Below are 17,517 nucleotides of genomic sequence, written 5' to 3' on the forward strand. Positions count from 1 at the left end.
ACTTTTTTTAGCAGGTCTTGATTATTTTGAAGCGTTTTCAATGCAGTTCAAGGCGTTCAGGCTTCTGGGATAGCCGATATAAGGCAGGCACTGGCTGACCATATGGATCAAGAAAAGCCTGTCATTGCCCACCACTATATTGGCCCGGGCATGGGCGGTGAGCTGGGGATCGCATCCGCCCTGTGCCGCCAGGAAGCAGAAGGTTATCATCTCCCGCTGGGGCAGGCTCAGGCCCTTGCGGGTGTAGTAATCACCAAAGCAATTGCTTGCAAGCCAGCTATTGATGTGCCGTTTCTCCTTGGGGCCCTGCTCCCAGCTCTCACGCAGACCCTCACCGAAGGCCTCCACTTGCACCTGGTTCCCCGCCTCCCGGCGCTGTTCGGGCTCAACGGTGCCTTGGGGCTCCAATGGCAGGGCTATGCCCCTGCAGGTCAATTCCTCGTTGACCGCGTCCAGGAAGGGCAGTATACGGCCAAATCCCAGATAGGCCGCGGCCTGGTATACAGCCTCCTTTACCTCCACCGGGGTAAGCCCGCCGTCCAGGGCCAGGGGCAGCATGAGCCGGAAAGCGCCCAGCCCCTGACAGCCCAGCAGGGTGGCCAGAATTGCTAGGTAGCGTGTAGAATCATCCATAGGCGGCAGTTCCGGTAGAGTGTCTAGCGCCTCGCCAAAGGCAAAGTTTGTGAAAATTTGAGCGAACTCCGGGTCGCTCTCGCTAAGGCCCGGGAAAATTTTCTTCATATCCATTCTCTCTTGCTCCTTTCCTGCTCAGGGCAGTTTGCTGTATTCTTCGTCGCTGACCGGCTCGCACCACTGGGTGGAGTAGTCCTCCCCGGGCACCTCCACCGCCACATGGACGAATTCGCTGTCTTTTGCCGCGCCGTGCCAGTGCTTGACTTCTGGTGGAATGTTCACTACGTCCCCAAAATGGAGTTCTTGGGGTTCACGCTCCCACTCTTGATACCAGCCCCGGCCGCTGGTGCAGAGCAAAATCTGCCCGCCGCCGGACTTGGCGTGGTGGATGTGCCAGAAGTTCCGGCATCCCGGCTCGAAGGTGACATTAAAAATCTGAACGCCCGCCTTGCTCAAGGGAGACAGGTATGACTGCCCGGTGAAATAGGCTCCGGCGGGGTTCGGCCCGCCTTTGGGGAATAGTGTGCCGCTCATGGTTTTCTCCTTTTGGTTACATGACTTCCATCAGCATTTGGAAAATTTCCTCCCTGGGCAGCACCCGGGGCATACTCTCGTTCACGCCGCAATTCTCCGCGACCTTGCGCAGGATATCCTCGTCCACCTTCAGCCCCAGCCCGGTAAAGCTGCTGTCCAGCCCCAGCTCCTTCACGAACGCAGCCACAGCCTCAACGGCCTCGTCCGCCAGCTCCTGAGTGGTCTTCCCGGCGGGGTCTAAGTCGAACACCCTCTGCCCAAACCGGGCGAATTTTTCGGGCATATCCTTCACAATGTGCCGGTAGTAACTGGGGTGTATGACTGCAAGGGCCATGCCGTGGTTACCGCCAGTGTAGGCGCAAAGCTGGGCCTCGATGGGGTGGCACTGGAAGCCGCCCTCCTTGCCGCAGTTGAAGAGGAACGTCTGGGGCAGGGAGGAATCCCACATGAGGTTGCCGAGAATCTCGATATTCTTGGGGTCCCTCCGCCAGGCCCGGGCATTCTCAATAATATCGTGCATGACGGCCTCGTTCATGGCGTCGGACACGCACTCGCCGGGGCCGAAGTAGGTCTCCATGCAGTGGCTGAGATTGTCGAAAATGCCGGAGGCCAGCTGCTTTTGCGGTACTGTCAGCAGATAGGTGGGGTCACAGATAGCGAAGCCGGCGGGGGTGCCCGGCATGGTGGCTTTCGTGTTCAGCGCCTTATTGCTGATACCGCCCAGCCCGTTCATTTCCGAGCCGGTGCCCGAGAGGGTGACGACAGCGCCCCAGGGTGTGCCGCTCATGGGGTAGTAATGGTCCTCGAAAATCAGCTTCCAGTAGTCGCCGGGGGCCTTCGCCGCCGCCGAAATGACCTTCACACAGTCCATCACCGAGCCGCCGCCTACGGCCAGGATGAAGTCAACGTTCTGGTTTTTGACGGTCTCGGCACCCTTTACCACCATGTCATAAGTGGGGTTGGAGGTGATGCCGCCGAAGTCAACGACAGTCTTGCCTGCCTGCTCCAAAATACCGGTGAGCTGGTCGTAGAGCCCGCTGCGCTTCACGGACCCGCCGCCGTAAGCCAGCATGACAGTCTTGCCGTAAGCCCGCAGCTCCATACCCAAATGCCGCTCTACGCCGCCCTCGCCGAACAGTACCTTTACCGGTGCGTGATAGAAAAAGTTTTTCATGAAAATGACCTCCTGTTTTTGTGTTGGTTACATTATAACAGAAGGCCATTGAAATGTAAAATGCCCATTTTGAATAAAGCATTATTCGGAAATTGCATGAACCACATGCTCAAGGAACGCCTCCAGCGCCGGAGTCTGCACGGGCTTTTTCTTCCATATCAGAGACGCCGAGGCGGTCTTACCCTTGGCGAATGGAAGGAAGATCAGGCCCTCCTGGCGTTCCCCGACCGTACCCAGGCAGACGATCAGCGCGCCGGCGGTTTGGGCCAGGGGAAAGGCATTGTAGATGAGGTTGTAGGTGGCCCCTACCCGTTCTTCAGCCCCTTGCCCCAGCCAGCGCAAAAGCTCCTGCTTGAATACGGTGTTCTCCGGCAATATCAGCCGCTCCTGCCGGAGCTGCCTGCCCGATACCTCCGGCTCCCCGGCCAATGGATGGCTCTCTGGCACCAGCACACCCCAGGTCTCTGTCAGGCCCAGCTCAAGTATCTCAAAGGTGGCCGGATTCACATTCCGCATGACAAATCCCGCGTCCAGCAGCCCCTTCTCGATATCCTCGCATATGCGGTCGGCGTTTTCGGATATCAGGTGGAAGTGTACGCTGGGGTGCAGCACTTGAAAGGCGGCGATCTGCTCTGCCAAAAATCGCACCGAGCCGGTCTCGCCCATGCCCAGGTACAGCTCGCCGGAGAGCTCCGCGGCGCCGGTGTCTTCTCGCACGGCCTTCTGGTAGAGGGCGAGAATTTCTCGGGCGGTCTCACGAAAGAGGAGGCCGTCCTTTGTGAGGCTGACGTTCTTTTTTGTGCGGATAAAAAGTGTCTTGCCAAGCTCACGCTCCAGGTCCATCAGCTGCCGGGAAACGGTGGGCTGGGAGACGTGGAGGAGCTCGGCGGCGTGGGTGATGCTGCCTTCTTCGGCGGTCATCAGGAAGTATTCGAGAACGCGTAAATCCACTATGTTTCTCCTCTCATTTTCACTTTGACTTATAGTATATCAGGTAGGGGCGTTGGACTGCAAGAGTTTTTGAGAGCGATTCATGCAATTGATTGTTTTCTTTGTTTAGCGGCGCAAATTTTGAGCTGACGAACTCTTGACAGTTAGCTTGTGTGCATGGTATTATCTATGTAGTTTTCTGAGAGTTTTTTCAGACAAGCAGATGAAAAAAGCCCTTTTTGAGGGCTGAGAAAATCCAACATCATCAATAAATCATCAAAATCTTTTGTGGCGTACTTTTCGGGAACACAAACGGCTCAACGGCGCGGAAAACTGGCTGTTGTATGTCCTCTCATGTCTTTTCCACATCCACTCCAAAACCGCGTGCCGAGGGTTCGAATCCTTCTGCCCCTGCCACAGACATGGCCCGGAATTCCTTGGAATTCCGGGCTTTTCTCGTGTTTTGGGGTGGTGGTATGCGGTCTATAGTGCCGCTCCATTTTGCCTGTTTTGCGCTTCATTTTCGCATCTGGTCGTATCCGTTTCTAACCTTTCCGTCTGGCACATCATCAATAAATCATCAAAATTTCGGGGCTTGTTCGGTGGCATCGGCCTGCTCTGGCTAAAAAATGAACCCGTCTGTGATTCCTTGCAGGCGGGTGGTATCCTTCTTGACGTAGTACATCTCGGTGATCTGAGAGGTACTGTGGCCTAGAAGGTCGGCTACTTGACGGGGTGATAAGGCGAGAATTGTGCCGTCTGGCTGTTTCACACCGTTTATCAACTGCGTGGCGAAGTGGTGCCTGAGTGAATGTAGCCCTTTTTGTTCTATGCCCGCTGCTTTCAAGATTCGGTAGTACCTCTTTCGGAAGTTCACCGGGCGGGTGTAACCGCCCTTCTCGTCGCTCACAAGGGGCGAATTTGGCCCGAAATCGCGTTCGGCACGTAGTTCCTCTATCGCGGCTACTGCGGCCCCATTTAAGGGCACACGGCGCTTACTGGTGGCCGTCTTGGTCTTGCCTACCTTTACCTCCCGGCCGGGGACGTAATCTGTTCCTTCACGCTTACAAACCTCTTTCACGCCCTGACGTACCTCCAGGTATCTGCCCTCCAAATTAATGTCGCTATTTAGCAAGCCCAGCAGTTCGCCTGTCCGTAACCCTGTGTTCAGCATGAGAATGTATGCCGCTGGTTGCTGGTACTTTGGCTTGCCATTTGAAAATTTGCTGAATGCCTCGGCCTTGAATTTCTCTATTTCCTCCGGCGTGAACACCGTGACCGTTTCCTGCGTGGGCAAATCTTCCTTGTTCTGAGCCGCCATGAAGTTCGATTTCTTTATCATGGGTACACTGTTCATGGGGTTCTTCACCAGGATTTCCTGCTGGGTTAGGTAGCGGAAATACTCGTTGAGAACGATGTAAACTTTCTTCACCGTGGTGTAGGCGTAGCCATTCCTCATCCAGTGGTTCAGCAATTCTTTGAGGTCAGCAGCAGTGATGTCACCCACCACCTTATCACCAAGCAGAGGAAAAATTTGATGCTCTAACGTACATTCACAGCGGTCGTAGGTTGTGCGCTCCACCGAAGGAAACTTGAACACTTGGAGCCAGTGGGTCATGCTCTCCCTGAGCGTTTTGCGAGATTCATCGGACCCCTGCAAGGTATCGTTAAAGGCCGCAACGTAATCGGTCATCTTCTTCGTAACCTCTGCCTTGGTTTTGCCAGAGAAAGATTTCCGTTGTCGCTCCCCTCGCTCATCCATGTACCAGACCGTACCTCCCCAGCGGTCATCGGTTCGCTTAAAGGCTTTGCCATTACATTCACTATGAAGTTGTCTGAAAATATCAAAAAAGCTGAAAAGGGCCGCTAACACCCGCTTCCACACTATCCCCAAAAAAGGAGTTTGCCCACCCGGGCAGGCTCCTCCTTTGCATCTCCCGATGCCAAGGGTGGCGGGAAATGACGCTGGCCCCGGCCAGCGAAAGGAGATGAGCAGCATGTTCTACCAGAAAGTCAACCGCCGCAGCCGGGAGGCCATGACCGGCTTCCTGGCCCGCCACTACCGCTATAACACCATGAACGCCTGGAACCGGTCAACATCCTACGCCAACGACGTCAAGGTGCCGAACCTGGATATCCCCAGCGAGCTGCAAGACCTGGCCTATGACGTGGCTAGCGGCGAGGTGGAGGCTCCCGATTGGGACATATTCTTTGCCCGTACTGTCTCGGACTTTTACCAGCGCACCGGCTACCATATCGGCTTCAACGGTCGCAGCAGCGGCTACCTGGTGCTGTACGAGGCCCAGGCAAACGAGGACGGCACTTACTCACTTTATCCCGGCCGCTCCATCGACATGTACGAGGACTTTGCCGGCTGGGATATGCAGGACCTGCGCGGCCGGGTGGAGCTGGTCCAGGATTTTGACAAGACCTGCGACCGGCTGCGGGAGGGCTTCATTTTCATGTTAGAGCACTATGCCCCTGGCGAGTACACGGAAGTCAAGAGGATACCCCACCGCGTTATGGAACCCACCGGCAAGAGCCTGCTGGCCTGATGAAAGGAGGAAAACCTTTGCAACCTACCCCACAGATTATCGTCCGCAACTTCGAGCAGTGTGAGCGCATACTTTGTACTGAGACCGGAACCCTGGACAATTTAAACCTGTCCAGCATTATCACGCGTCTTATCCAAGACGTGGGCCGCTTCTGTGAGCGCTTCGCCAGCGATTTCATTATCAGCTGGGATATGGTTCGCAAGCAGCTGGAACCCCGTCCTGTCACAGAGCCTTACTATACCGTGGAGATTTTCGGCATCCGCCGCGCTGGGGTGGACCACAATAACTTCTTCCTGTCCCACTTGAGAAACGACAGCCGGGGCAGATACTTCTGCTGTGAGAATGTCTACCGAAAGGTGCTGGCGCTGGGCATTGAAATCCTGCCCGCCGAGTCTCCAGAGAGGTGCCCCCGCGTGACCTGCACACTAAAGGACCTGACGGACGAGCTTTGGCGTGTTGAGCCCGGCGACCTGGAGGAAAATGCAGCCTGATACAGCCAAAGCCCTTGCAAATCCCTGAAAAAAAGAATATACTAATAGTAAAGAAGGTGATACCCATGGCAATCAAGCCGTTCCATGAGCTGACGCTGGCGGACGACTTTATGTTCGGGGAGGTCATGCGCCGCCCGGAGAACGCAAAGCCCTTTTTAGAGGCCCTGCTGGGCAAGAAGATTGGCAGCATCACGGCGATAGACAAGCAGAAAGAGCTGACAGACGGCGCGGCCCTTCACGGCGTGCGTCTGGACGTGTGCCTGGAGGACGAGAGCCGCACCCAGTATGACGTGGAGATGCAGACCGGAGCCAGCTATGGCCTGGAAAAGCGCATCCGCTATTACCAGAGCAGCATTGACCGCAGGACCCTGAAATCGGCGGAAAGCTACCGGGAGCTGCGTCAGAGCTTTGTTATCTTTATCTGCACGGACGATTACTACAAGCGCGGACTGGCGGTATACAGGCGCAGGTCCGTGATAGAAGGCGCGGAGGATATTGCCTACGACGACGGCTCCCATGCCTACATCCTCAACGCCAGCTTCACAGAGGGCAACAGCAGCGCTGAGGTGCTGGACTTCCTACGCTACATTGACGCGGGCTACAGAGGCAGGCCGCTGGACGTTCGCTCGGGCTATGTGGCCCAGATAGAGCAGGCGGTGGAGGCTGTGAAAACCGATGAAGAAATGGAGGGGACTTATATGACGCTGGCTATGAAATTGCAGGATATGAAGTGGGAAGGCCGGCAGGAGGGCAGGCAGGAGGGGGAAGAAAGCAAACTGTTTGCCAACCTCAAGGCTCTAATGGAGAACCTTGATATTCCAGCGGACAAGGCAATGGATTTGCTTAATGTCCCAGCCAGTGACCGGCCAAAGTACCGGAAGATGCTGGACGAGTAACAAGCACAGCAGAAAAGTGATGGGAGGCAGGTCAACTGGACCTGCCTCCTGTTTTATTTGCCCAGGGCAGGACAGTCGCAGGGACGACAACCGTGCGACCATGGTGCGACAGGTTGTGGGACATGGAAACATATTGCCAGGAAAGGAAAGCTGAAAGTTTGTCGCACTGTCTCACCTATTTTTGAAAACTTTTAAAAGTAAGGAAAAATAGGTAGTGTATAGTATTGGGAAAAAGTTTTTTGACAGGCTGCGACGGTGCGACAATGCGACAGCCAATCCGCATATCATGGCTCTGGTGTTATCATCCTCCCCTTTGTCCAAAGCCGCATCGTCCCGATGCCAGGAGCCGCCATGCCGTAATTTCACCTGAAAGGAGTGACCTGCCATGAGCTGCATATCCCTTGATACCCGCCTACAGACCCTGGAGGAAACGGGTTGCAGTGACCCTACCGTACTGCCTAAAATCCTCCAAAGCTGGGGCAGCGCCCCGGCCTACGGCTTCTTCCCGGAGGGGAAACAGTGGGAGCAGATGCAGCGGATTCTCAGCCTGGACCCAGACGATGGGGCAGTCATCACCTACCGGCAAATGTCCCGGGCCATACAGGAGCTGTGTGAGGCCCCGTTCCCTGGCGGCAGCGGCTCAGGTATGTTCGTGGATGCCATCGCGCTGCTGGGCCGCGCCTTTGCCGACTGCCGGCCTGCGTCTGCCCCAGCCAGTAACCAGCGCCTCCCCCTGTCCGAGCGCCTGAAAGCACCCGACAGCCATCTCAAGAGGCGCATACTCGCCCTGCGCACCCAGGCCATGGCCCTGGCAGTGGATGGGATGACCGGCGGCAAGCCTATGGATTTCTCCCGCTTCATCCATGAAAATATTGCCGTTCATTATGTGCCGGAGGACGAGGGGAAAATCCAAATCGGCGAGGCGCTGCACCTGGCCGGGGAACTGGAAGCCGCTGCGGCCGCCTGCATCCGCCACTACCTGCTGGTCCTGCCATTCACCATGATATAAGGAGGTTTTTGCTATGAATCCATTTTACACCATGCCCAATATTCTGACCGAAACCAGCGAGGGCGCCACAGCCCACAGCTTGCAGGATGAACTGTTCAAAGAGCGGGAAATCGAACTTGTCGGCGAAATCACCCAGGAGTCGGCCTATTCCATCATTTTGCAGCTGAGATACTTACAGAAGTCCGACTCTGCGGCCCCCATCACGGTCTATATCAACAGCCCGGGCGGCGAGGTTGCCAGCGGGCTGGCGCTCTATGACGTGATGCGGGCTGTCAAGTGCCCCGTCCGCACCGTCTGCGTGGGTACTGCCGCCAGCATGGCCGCTATCCTGTTTGCCAGCGGCACAGAGCGGGGGATTTTACCCCACGGGAAAATCATGATTCACGACCCGCTGACTACAGGTATAAATGGCAGCGCCCTAACCATCGACAGCTTGAGCAGGAACCTGATGGAGACCCGGCAAATCACAGCCGGGATTCTGGCGAAGCACACCGGGCGCCCTCTGGATGAGATTTTCGCCTGTACCGCAAAAGATACCTATTTCAACGCCCAGGAGGCTGTCGGCTTCGGCCTGGCTGACTACATCGTGGAAGAAATGTGAGGTGGAAACCATGAGCTATAGAATCCTGTCCCAAGACTGCCTCGCAGACAATAACTCCCACGCCACGGGGCTGAACAACAACGACCTGATTGTCGGCCCCAGCGGAGCGGGCAAGACCCGGGGGTACGTGCTGCCCAACATCCTGCAATGCAGCGAGAGCTTTATCGTGGCTGACACCAAGAACAGCCTGCGGGCCGAGACCGAGGCCGTACTTCGTCAAAATGGCTATAAGGTGCTCTCCCTTGACCTTTGCGGAGGCCCGTCCAGCGGCTACAACCCCCTGGACTACATCCGTCTGGACCCCAAGACCAACCGCCACAACGAACAGGACATTATGGCTGTCTCCGCCGCCCTTATCCCCATCGAGACGCCCCGGGACCCGTTCTGGGAGTTTTCCGCCCGGATTTACCTGGAGAGCATCATTGGCTATGTGCTGGAGAGCCTGCCGGAAGAGGAGCACACCATGGACTCCGTGGTACGCCTCTCCCGGGAGATTGGCACGGGCAGGCTCTCGAAGCTGATGGACGAGCTTGCCGTCCTGGACCCGGACTCCTTCGCCGCGCGCCGCTACTCTATTTGCCGGGACGGCGAAAAGGCCGACCGTACCAACGCCTGCGTGCTCATGTTCCTGGCGGAAAAGCTGGCCCCGCTGGACTATGCGGGGGCCAGGGCCATGTTCCACAACCCGGACAAAATCGGCCTTGCCCGGCTGGGCCGGGAAAAGACTGCCGTGTTTCTCGGCGTCAGCGATACCGACCGCTCCATGGACCGGCTGGCAAACCTGTTTTACACCCAGGCCCTGCACGTCCTCTGCGATGAAGCGGACCACAATCCCGCCCACCGTCTGAACGTCCCGGTACGCTTCATCCTAGACGACTTTGCCGCCAACGCCCGCATCCCGGACTTTGACAAGATACTGTCCGTTGTCCGTTCCCGAGATATCTCCGCCAGCGTGATTTTGCAGAGCATTTCCCAGCTGGAGAGTATGTACGGCCACGCGGCGGCTATGACCATCATCAACAACTGCGACCACTGCCTGTACCTGGGCGGGCAGGACGTGGAGACCGCCCGGTACATGGGCCTCAAGGCCAACCGCAGCACCGGCACGATGCTGTCTATGCCCCTGGACAGCGCGTGGCTGTTCGCCCGGGGAGAGCAGCCGAGGCTCACCAGGAAATTCGACCTATACAGCCACCGGCGCTGTCATGAGCGCCGGGGCTACGAAAAAACTGACCAAGAGGAGGCAATTGCATGAGGACAAACGCAGGCTACACAATTACAGATTCAGTTCATGTCGGGGACGTGGAGTTCGTGCTGGGAGAGCAAGAAAACGGCAAGCAATTTGTTACCTGGGAGTGCAAAGCCGGGAACGATTACTGCTGGGGCCACTACTTCGACAGCCTTGCCGCCGCCAAACGAGACTTGCTTATCCGGGCCCATGAAGCGCTGGGTGGGAAAGAGCCTGCCAGGAAACCCTATTTCTTCTGCATGACTGTCTGCGCCCGGCGCACAGGGGCCGCTATCGGCCGCAGGTGCGGGGTAGTCATGGCAGACGGCCCCGAGCCAGCGGAAGAGCTTGCCTGGGAGCGTTTCGGCGGGAACAGTGCCTGCAAATTGTGGGTGGATGAAGTCCCGGAGGACGGGTACGATTACAATGTGTATAAGTCTGAAATCATATAGAAAAGGAGGTTTCCACATATGGCCGCGACCTATGACTCCCTCCGCGCCCTCAGCCGCCAGACCATGAAAAAACTGCTGGATGTGCAGGAGTGGCGGAAGTTTCTGGCCTTTGCCAGCCGGAGCTTTAAGCTGCCCTTCCCGGCCCAGGTGCTGGCCTATGCCCAGCGCCCGGACGCTGCCGCCCTGATGAAATCCAGCGACTGGGAGGCCGTGTACGGGCGTCCTGTCAAGAAGGGCTGCCACGGCGTCCCTGTGCCGGAGGGCCGGGGGAAGAAGCTGGTATACTATTACGACATAGCCGACACCAGGGAAACGGATGAGTCCAGACCGGTCCCGCTCTGGCACGTCCGGCCGGAAAATCAAAAGGGGATAGGTAAGGCTCTGGAGTCTTACCTCGGCAAGCTGGAGGACGCCTCTGGCTTTGCCGAAACCCTGCTTGCCGCTGCCAGAAAGACGGTCGCCTGCACCCTGGACGACCGCTTAGATGACCTGGCCGCCCATAGCCCCGGCAGTCTGCTGGAAGAGCTGGACAGCGATAACCTGCTTGCCGCCTACCGCACCATGATAGAGAACAGCGTGGGCTATATGCTTCTGTCAAGGTGCGGGCTTGACCCCTCGCCACATTTCATAGACGAGGACTTTTACGGCTTGCTGGACTTCAACACTCCGTCTACCCTGACGATTCTGGGCAGCGCCGTGACAGAAACCGCCGCCATGTGCCTGTCCGTGATTGCCAAAGCCGTGCGGAGGATGCAGGCCGCGCCGGCCGAGGCAGAGCGTGCCCCAGCCGTTCCAAAGCCCGCATTACTCCAGCCTGTCCCAGAGAAGCGCTACACCCTGCAAGGCGGGTGGGAGCTTGCCGTTGTGGGCAGCGACGCGGAGTCCATCCTGTACAGCTTTATCGACTTGCCTGAACAGGAGCCTGTCCCGGTATCCCGCAAGGACTTCGACCAATGGCTGGCGGCTGGCTTCATTCAGCCCGCCCCCGCCGCCATCCCGGCATGATGTACTACGGCAAAGATGCGATTATGGATGTCCGGGGAATCGGCCTGCTGGACTATCTACAGCGTTACGAGCCGGACAACCTGCGCCGGGTCTCGCCGGGGGTGTTCTGCACCAAAGAGCACGATTCCCTGCGTATCAGCAACGGCAAGTGGTACTGGTTCTCCCAGGGCTTTGGCGGCTGCTCGGCGCTGGACTATCTTATCAAGGTTAAGAATCTGCCGTTCACGACAGCTATGGAGCGGCTTCATGGAAAGGCGGCAGGTATGCCGTCTTTTTTTGCGCCCAGAAATCATGAGCGCAAGTTAGCTTTGCCAAACCCAAGCCCGTCCAGTGAACGTGCAGCCGCGTACCTGCTGAAACGCGGTATCGGCCAAGCCATAATTGACTACTGCCTGCGGACTGGCCTGCTCTATGAGAGCCTGCCCTATCACAACGCCGTGTTCGTAGGCTTTGACGCCCGGGGGCAGCCCCGGTATGCCGCCCTAAGAGGGGTGAACTCCAGCTTTAAGGGCGAGGCCAGGGGCAGCGACAAGCGGTTCGCGTTCCGCGTCCGGGCCGCTGACAGCGCGGCGCTCCATGTGTTTGAGGGGGCCGTCGACCTGTTGTCCTATGCCGCCCTGGAAACGCTGGACGGAAGATTCTGGCGGCGGGACCACCTGCTGTCTTTGGGCGGGGTATCGGGAAACGGCCTGCCCCCCGCTCTCGGGCAGTTTCTGCATGACGAGAGAGGCATCCGGAAAATCGGCCTGCACCTGGACAACGACCCCCCAGGGCGCAGGGCTGCGGAATGTATCATGGACTGTCTGCGGGGCCGGTACGCGCTCTACGACCTGCCGCCCCCGCAGGGGAAAGACTATAACGACTGGCTGCGTTTGCGGCTGCAACAAGGAGGACAGAATGACGCAACTGAAAATTTATGAGGGAGAGGTCAACACCAGCCTGCTCAATGATATTATCGCCTTTGTGCTGGAAACAGCCGGGGCCAGCCACGCCCAGAGGGAGTTTGTAAAAGAGCGCTGCCTGTTTTACGATAATACCGCCAATGCCAGCGGCCTCCAGGACAAGTACGGCTTCCTCTACCTGGGCGAGCTGCTGGAACGCTACGAATCCCGCTTTGGCATGGCCCTCCCCGACCTGCGGGCTATTGCCCTGGCCCTTGGCTATGTGAAAGACCTGCTGACAGATGAAATGTTCGTCGGCCCCCAGCGGGTGGACTTCATGCGGAAAGTGCGGGAGGAGTTCCGGGGCGATATCTACCTGACCGCCGCCCGCTATCTGCTGGAGGACGAAAAGGACGCCGGCCTTTGGGAGAGGATTTTACTGGGTACACAGTGCGCCAAGACCGAGGAACTGCTCTTCGCCATGAGCGTCCTGCCGGACTTCGCCCAGGCCGAGCGCGCCTTACGCCCTCAGCTGTCCGTTTTGCTGGGGAGCGGACGCACTGTGCCCGCCATAGGCAATATGCGCCTGTTCGCCTGGCTGATTGCCCATGCCGCACCCCACGTCAAGACCCTGCGGGGCAAGGACACGGCCCTGTTCCGGGCCATATGTGCCCTGCCCGCCTCGAATGTCAAGCCGGGGAGCAAGCCTTATATTGTGCTGGAATCCCACGGCTACACGCCCCTGGAAATCGCCTGCCTGAATATGCAGGCGGCGCTGGCCCCAGAGAGCAAGCTGGGCCCTGACTCCCTGGTGACGGAGAAAATCGTGGTGGGGCTGTTCCAGACGGCTCTGGGCCAGCCTGTCCCTCTCCCGGAGGAAGTGTACCCGGCCCTTGAATGGCTCTTTCGTAAGTACAGCCGGTTCCGCATCAAGTGCTATGGCTGCGGGACCCTTGCAGACGCTCTCAAAGAGGGGGCGCGAATCCAGGAGCCTGCCACTTTCGCCTGGTTCACAAAATTGGCGGGGATAGGGCACCCGGCCCTGGACGGCTTCGACATCCTGGACTCCAAGTGGGATTCCCTGGCAGGTTCTATGGACCAGGACAAATACAAGGGCCTTTTTGAGCGGGACCTGCACAGCGGTCTTTCTCCGGAGGACTTAACAGCCCGGATAACGCGCTACGACCAGCTCACCGGCGGCGATTACAAAACCGCCTGTACCGGAGAAGCGTACAGTTCCTGTTTTTCCCTACTGGTGAACAACGGCCTCGTTGACCTATGGGCCTGCTTCCAGGAAAGCCTGGACAGCGAGGGGAATGTCAAAAGCCCGGACGCTATGGGCAATATCCGGCGATACCTGAAAGGCATATCCACCGCGCAGGCATACCGGTTCTATGAGAAATTCTTCTCCGAGTACGGTATGCCCGGCTTGAAGCGCTTCTGGAACTGGGAGCACAGGGATTTTAAGGAAAGTCTATATCGTCCTAACTATAGCTATTACTCCCGCTCGGAGTCCCTGCACCTGAAGCGTGATTTTCTGGACATAGACGGCCACCGGCAGCTGCTGGACTGGCTGCAGGACTACTGCTTCTGCTACGAGCCGGAAAAATACGCCGGCCTTGTGTCGGAAATCCTGCGGGACGGGTTCGCGCCGGAGCTGCTCTCCCCGGCGGAACAGCGGGAACTATTCGACCTGGCAATCAGCCGGGTACAGGTCCCAGATTATGTTGTCCGGGAACTCAAATCACGGTATCTGACAGAGCAAGAACAGCAGGCTGACCGCGCTGCAATCGCCGCCAGGAAGCAGGAGGCAGAGGAGCGGAAAAAGCGGGAAGAACTGCAAGCTATGCGGGATAGGTATACCAGCGCGGAAAACTGGCAGGGCGTTCTCAAATTTCTGGAGAGCTACCGCGACTACCACAGTAAGCAATCTCTGGCCTGCCGCATCGCCCGCGAGGGGCTTCCCAGCCGGCTGGCTGCTGGCCAGCTGGAACATGAGGAACTGACCGCCCTGCTGGCTGTCTACGCCCTGCTTTTGAAAAACAATGCCATAGAGTGGCCGGATGTACAGGAGCAGATTCAAAAAATAAAGGAGGATTTTGAGCATGACAATGACAGCGCAATGTGTCCGGCCTGCTGACCTGGGAAAACGGATAAAAGAGCGGGCCGCCGCCATTTTGGACTTAAACGAACGTCACTTATCGCTGGACTGGCTGAAAGAGTATGGCCTTCCCCAGCTGGGGGAAGCCTGCGGCCGCGTGGCGCGGGAACTCCCCGGGGACGCGGCCATGGGCCCGCACATACAGCGGGAACTGATTCAAAGGCAGGACTTTGCCCGGTATCTGGCGCGGCTTCTGCCGCTGCTGGAGCAGGGGCAACTTGACCGCTTGGACAGCCTGCTGGCCTCCTGCCAGGAACACGGAGTTGCTGTTACCCGCTATGGCCTGAAAGAACTGGTAGAGTGTCTGGTATATGACGGCCTGGAACCCAACGCCCGGCTGGTCTACCTGGAAAACTTTGCCTCCATGGTGCTGCCCTATAAACAGCGCGACACGGTCATTAACAGCCTGCGCCAATGCCGGGATGTGCCCGTGAAGCTTACCCGCCAGCAGCAGGACCAGCTTTTGGAGCCTTACGTGCCTGGCAGCACCCTGTTCCGCAGTTCGCCGTTTCGCGAGGTGTGGGAGCTGCTGGAACGCTGCCCGGACCTGCGGAAGATACCCTGGCTTCTGCACAACCTGCAAATTAAAGAAAACCTGGGTATGCCGGAGTATGCCCGCTTTGCGGAGGCTCCGGGGGAGCACATCCGCCTGTTGGCCCGCCTGACGGACAAGCTGCTTCCCGCTGCCGCCGCCCGGTTTCTGGACCATTGGCAGCACGACGGCTGCTCTCTGAACGCCCTGGGCCAGATGGTCCGGCGCACGGCCCTGCATGGGGATATGGATTGGGAAAAGGCCCTTTGCAGCTACAGCGGCTATGTCAATCTGATTTCCGGCGTAAAGTTCAAGAACCTGGACCTCGCCGCCCTCCCCCAGCACCTGGAGGACGTCCTGCTCTACGCCATGGCCAACGGCAAGGCTCATTTCATCCGTCTGGTAGATGGGAACCCGGGGGCGTTCCTTGACCTGCCCGCTTTCTCCTTCCTACTGCAAGGGCAGCTCTACCGGGAGCACTTCAACCTCAACCAACTTTCTGCCAAAGACCTGGCCTGCTGTGCCTGGATGCGCAGGGCAAAGCTGGATATCCAGCACCTTGTCCCCGGCAGGCGTTACACATTCCCCGAGCTGCGGGCGCTGTACGGCGTCCGGAAGCCTTATTTGGACTTTTATCACGCCTTGAAATCGGAAAGCCAGGACTATAGGCTGCGGGTGTTCAAGGAAGTGTGCAAGCGGGAGGCGCTTAGAGATATTGCCGCCGGTTCAATAGACGCTCTCGCCGCCCTGCTGGACCAAAAGCCGCTAAGCGTGTGGAGGCAGGAACTGTTCAGCCATATTGACGGCCTGTCCCCGGCGGACACGGCGCGGCTGCTGGTCCACTTGGACGGCGTTCGGCACCTGCTGCCGGGCATGGAGAGCCGCAGCGACGTCCTGCTTGCCCTGCGCAGCCTGGATGCCCTGGGGCAGTTTCAGACTATGGACGGGTTCAAGGCGCGTCTTATGGAGGTAGACGGTGACTGGCGCTCATTGGCCCAGACCATGGGCCTGACTGCTGATTTCATAGAACAGCACAGAGAAAGTATTGCCGGATTCTTGAGTCAGGACGGCGCGGCTATTGCCAGCGCGTATATGCGCTGCTTGGACGAAGCCCACCAGGAAGCGTACCTGCGGGTAGTAAAGGCCGAGCTGATGGGCCGCCTGCGGGAAGTGAAGTACCATGAGGGCGACCTGCGGCGGGAGCTGGACATGAATATCCCCAGCCGGGTTAAGAGCCAGTGGCCGGAGAATCTTGCTGTGACGGTTGGCGGCATGGAGGCCGGGGAGCATGACGGCTTCTTTGACACCATGCTCCTGGGCTGCCAGCCCCAGCGGACCTGCCTGTCCTACTTGGACGGCATGTACAGAAAGTGCCTGCTCTCGGCCTTTGACAGCAATAAGAAGGTGCTGTATGCCCGCCTGGACGGACGTATCGTGGGCCGGGCATTCCTGCGGCTGACCAAGTGCCGCAGGACCAGCGCCGGGGGCGGCAGCCTGACCTTTGTGGACCTGGAGGCTGGGGGAACCGGCCAGCAGGAGCGCGAGCAGATGACCCTATTCCTGGAACGGCCATATATCAGCGGCCTAGGGCCGGAGGCCAAAACACAGGCGGCACAGGCGCTGGTAGAACTGGCAAAGCGCAAGGCGGAAGAGCTGGGCATCCTGCTGGTACTCAGCCAGGATTACGCGGACTACAGTCCCCAGGGCTTCACCCAGACCCGGCTGCATATCTTCATTTCCAAGTCCAAAGGCGGGGCGCAGTACCTGGACAGCCTGGACGGGGAGGCAGCGGTCTCCAAGGAGGGCAGCTACCAGGCCAACAGGTTCCTGATTCAAAGCTAACACGCAGAGCAGTCCCGGCCAGAACTTGGCTGGGGCTGCTTCTTTTTTTGGCCCAAAAGTGGCCCCGAAATGGGCCAAAAATGGCCCCTAAAAGGCCCACGAATGGGCCACGGATACTTTCAGCCCAAAATTGGCCCCTAAAAGGGCCAAAAACGGCCCCTAAAAGGCCCACGGGTACTTTCAGCCCAAAATTGGCCCCGAAAAGGCCCAAAATTGGCCCCGAAAAGGCCCACGAATGGGCCAGCGCCGAGGCAGCCCCCCAATGCGGGCTTTGGACAAAGGGGGAGGATGATAACAGCAGAGCCATGATATGCGGATTGGCTGTCGCATTGTCGCACCCCGCCAAAAAACTTTTTCTGTCTTCTGTATGCTGCCTATTTCTGTTTACTTAAAAGTTTTCAAAAATAGGTGAGACAGTGCGACAAACTTCCAGCTTTCCTTTTCTGGCAATATGCTTCCATGTCCCACAACCTGTCGCACCATGGTCGCACGGTTGTCATCCCTGCCTCTGTCCTGCCCGCCAATGCCCAAGCTGAAGCCTGCTTACGAATGTTAAGAGGACTCCCATCCGGGAGCCCTCTTTTTTATAGGGG

General features: G+C 58.0%; 16 protein-coding genes. 11 read left to right on the top strand and 5 right to left on the bottom strand.

The genetic code is table 11. From position 1 onward, the window contains the following. Nucleotides 1–21: 21 nt before the first annotated feature. From ADH66_RS10455 to ADH66_RS10475, 5 genes are all read right to left on the bottom strand, one after another. On the bottom strand, nt 22–747 hold the full coding sequence (locus tag ADH66_RS10455) for a carboxymuconolactone decarboxylase family protein (protein ID WP_066541080.1): 726 nt from the start codon (nt 745–747) through the stop codon (nt 22–24). 21 nt (nt 748–768) lie between these two features. Further along, nucleotides 769–1,167 carry a cupin domain-containing protein gene (locus ADH66_RS10460; RefSeq protein WP_066541079.1) on the bottom strand — a complete coding sequence of 133 codons (399 nt, stop codon included), beginning with the start codon at nt 1,165–1,167 and terminating at the stop codon, nt 769–771. A 16-nt stretch (nt 1,168–1,183) separates the two neighbouring features. Further along, nucleotides 1,184–2,341, bottom strand: a complete 1,158-nt coding sequence (locus ADH66_RS10465; protein WP_066541078.1) for an iron-containing alcohol dehydrogenase — start codon at nt 2,339–2,341, stop codon at nt 1,184–1,186. Nucleotides 2,342–2,422: 81 nt separating this feature from the next. Further along, a complete protein-coding gene (locus tag ADH66_RS10470; protein ID WP_066541077.1) occupies nt 2,423–3,292 on the bottom strand; it encodes a LysR family transcriptional regulator in 870 nt (289 codons plus the stop codon). A 601-nt stretch (nt 3,293–3,893) separates the two neighbouring features. Next, nucleotides 3,894–5,033 (bottom strand): tyrosine-type recombinase/integrase, encoded by a 1,140-nt coding sequence (locus ADH66_RS10475; RefSeq protein WP_162288748.1) that lies wholly within the window; start codon nt 5,031–5,033, stop codon nt 3,894–3,896. Nucleotides 5,034–5,268: 235 nt separating this feature from the next. On the opposite strand from ADH66_RS10475, the gene ADH66_RS10480 reads away from it, so the two are divergent. The 11 genes from ADH66_RS10480 (at nt 5,269) to ADH66_RS10535 (ending at nt 16,924) form a co-directional block, all read left to right on the top strand. Continuing rightward, a complete protein-coding gene (locus ADH66_RS10480; protein WP_066541072.1) occupies nt 5,269–5,826 on the top strand; it encodes a hypothetical protein in 558 nt (185 codons plus the stop codon). Nucleotides 5,827–5,843: 17 nt separating this feature from the next. Beyond that, entirely contained in the window at nt 5,844–6,317 is a 474-nt protein-coding gene (locus ADH66_RS10485; protein WP_066541071.1) for a hypothetical protein, read from the top strand. A gap of 65 nt (nt 6,318–6,382) precedes the next feature. Then, nucleotides 6,383–7,213, top strand: a complete 831-nt coding sequence (locus ADH66_RS10490) for an Rpn family recombination-promoting nuclease/putative transposase (protein WP_088364426.1) — start codon at nt 6,383–6,385, stop codon at nt 7,211–7,213. Nucleotides 7,214–7,598: 385 nt separating this feature from the next. Then, a complete protein-coding gene (locus tag ADH66_RS10500; RefSeq protein ID WP_066541065.1) occupies nt 7,599–8,222 on the top strand; it encodes a hypothetical protein in 624 nt (207 codons plus the stop codon). 13 nt (nt 8,223–8,235) lie between these two features. Continuing rightward, entirely contained in the window at nt 8,236–8,823 is a 588-nt protein-coding gene (locus ADH66_RS10505) for a ClpP family protease (RefSeq protein ID WP_066541011.1), read from the top strand. 10 nt (nt 8,824–8,833) lie between these two features. Continuing rightward, nucleotides 8,834–10,078: a VirD4-like conjugal transfer protein, CD1115 family gene (locus tag ADH66_RS10510; RefSeq protein WP_157767209.1), complete on the top strand. Its 1,245-nt coding sequence runs from the start codon at nt 8,834–8,836 to the stop codon at nt 10,076–10,078. After that, nucleotides 10,075–10,503: a hypothetical protein gene (locus ADH66_RS10515; protein ID WP_066541064.1), complete on the top strand. Its 429-nt coding sequence runs from the start codon at nt 10,075–10,077 to the stop codon at nt 10,501–10,503. The genes ADH66_RS10510 and ADH66_RS10515 overlap by 4 nt, the downstream gene beginning before the upstream one ends. A gap of 18 nt (nt 10,504–10,521) precedes the next feature. Then, nucleotides 10,522–11,508 carry a hypothetical protein gene (locus ADH66_RS10520; protein WP_066541063.1) on the top strand — a complete coding sequence of 329 codons (987 nt, stop codon included), beginning with the start codon at nt 10,522–10,524 and terminating at the stop codon, nt 11,506–11,508. Beyond that, nucleotides 11,457–12,428 (top strand): DUF3991 and TOPRIM domain-containing protein, encoded by a 972-nt coding sequence (locus ADH66_RS10525; protein WP_236757016.1) that lies wholly within the window; start codon nt 11,457–11,459, stop codon nt 12,426–12,428. The genes ADH66_RS10520 and ADH66_RS10525 overlap by 52 nt, the downstream gene beginning before the upstream one ends. Further along, entirely contained in the window at nt 12,406–14,529 is a 2,124-nt protein-coding gene (locus tag ADH66_RS10530; RefSeq protein ID WP_066541000.1) for a hypothetical protein, read from the top strand. Before ADH66_RS10525 ends, ADH66_RS10530 begins: the two co-directional genes overlap by 23 nt. Continuing rightward, nucleotides 14,495–16,924 (top strand): hypothetical protein, encoded by a 2,430-nt coding sequence (locus tag ADH66_RS10535; RefSeq protein ID WP_066541062.1) that lies wholly within the window; start codon nt 14,495–14,497, stop codon nt 16,922–16,924. The genes ADH66_RS10530 and ADH66_RS10535 overlap by 35 nt, the downstream gene beginning before the upstream one ends. Nucleotides 16,925–17,517 lie beyond the last annotated feature (593 nt).

Source organism: Acutalibacter muris, assembly GCF_002201475.1.
GTDB lineage: Bacteria > Bacillota > Clostridia > Oscillospirales > Acutalibacteraceae > Acutalibacter > Acutalibacter muris.

Excerpts from the sequence above, each read along its gene's own strand:
- ADH66_RS10510 (WP_157767209.1), top strand. The coding sequence starts at position 8,834 with ATGAGCTATAGAATCCTGTCCCAAGACTGCCTCGCAGACAATAACTCC.
- ADH66_RS10530 (WP_066541000.1), top strand. The coding sequence starts at position 12,406 with ATGACGCAACTGAAAATTTATGAGGGAGAGGTCAACACCAGCCTGCTC.
- ADH66_RS10475 (WP_162288748.1), bottom strand. The coding sequence starts at position 5,033 with ATGGATGAGCGAGGGGAGCGACAACGGAAATCTTTCTCTGGCAAAACC.
- ADH66_RS10505 (WP_066541011.1), top strand. The coding sequence starts at position 8,236 with ATGAATCCATTTTACACCATGCCCAATATTCTGACCGAAACCAGCGAG.
- ADH66_RS10525 (WP_236757016.1), top strand. The coding sequence starts at position 11,457 with ATGGCTGGCGGCTGGCTTCATTCAGCCCGCCCCCGCCGCCATCCCGGC.
- ADH66_RS10480 (WP_066541072.1), top strand. The coding sequence starts at position 5,269 with ATGTTCTACCAGAAAGTCAACCGCCGCAGCCGGGAGGCCATGACCGGC.
- ADH66_RS10490 (WP_088364426.1), top strand. The coding sequence starts at position 6,383 with ATGGCAATCAAGCCGTTCCATGAGCTGACGCTGGCGGACGACTTTATG.
- ADH66_RS10500 (WP_066541065.1), top strand. The coding sequence starts at position 7,599 with ATGAGCTGCATATCCCTTGATACCCGCCTACAGACCCTGGAGGAAACG.
- ADH66_RS10520 (WP_066541063.1), top strand. The coding sequence starts at position 10,522 with ATGGCCGCGACCTATGACTCCCTCCGCGCCCTCAGCCGCCAGACCATG.
- ADH66_RS10455 (WP_066541080.1), bottom strand. The coding sequence starts at position 747 with ATGGATATGAAGAAAATTTTCCCGGGCCTTAGCGAGAGCGACCCGGAG.
- ADH66_RS10535 (WP_066541062.1), top strand. The coding sequence starts at position 14,495 with ATGACAATGACAGCGCAATGTGTCCGGCCTGCTGACCTGGGAAAACGG.
- ADH66_RS10460 (WP_066541079.1), bottom strand. The coding sequence starts at position 1,167 with ATGAGCGGCACACTATTCCCCAAAGGCGGGCCGAACCCCGCCGGAGCC.
- ADH66_RS10465 (WP_066541078.1), bottom strand. The coding sequence starts at position 2,341 with ATGAAAAACTTTTTCTATCACGCACCGGTAAAGGTACTGTTCGGCGAG.
- ADH66_RS10515 (WP_066541064.1), top strand. The coding sequence starts at position 10,075 with ATGAGGACAAACGCAGGCTACACAATTACAGATTCAGTTCATGTCGGG.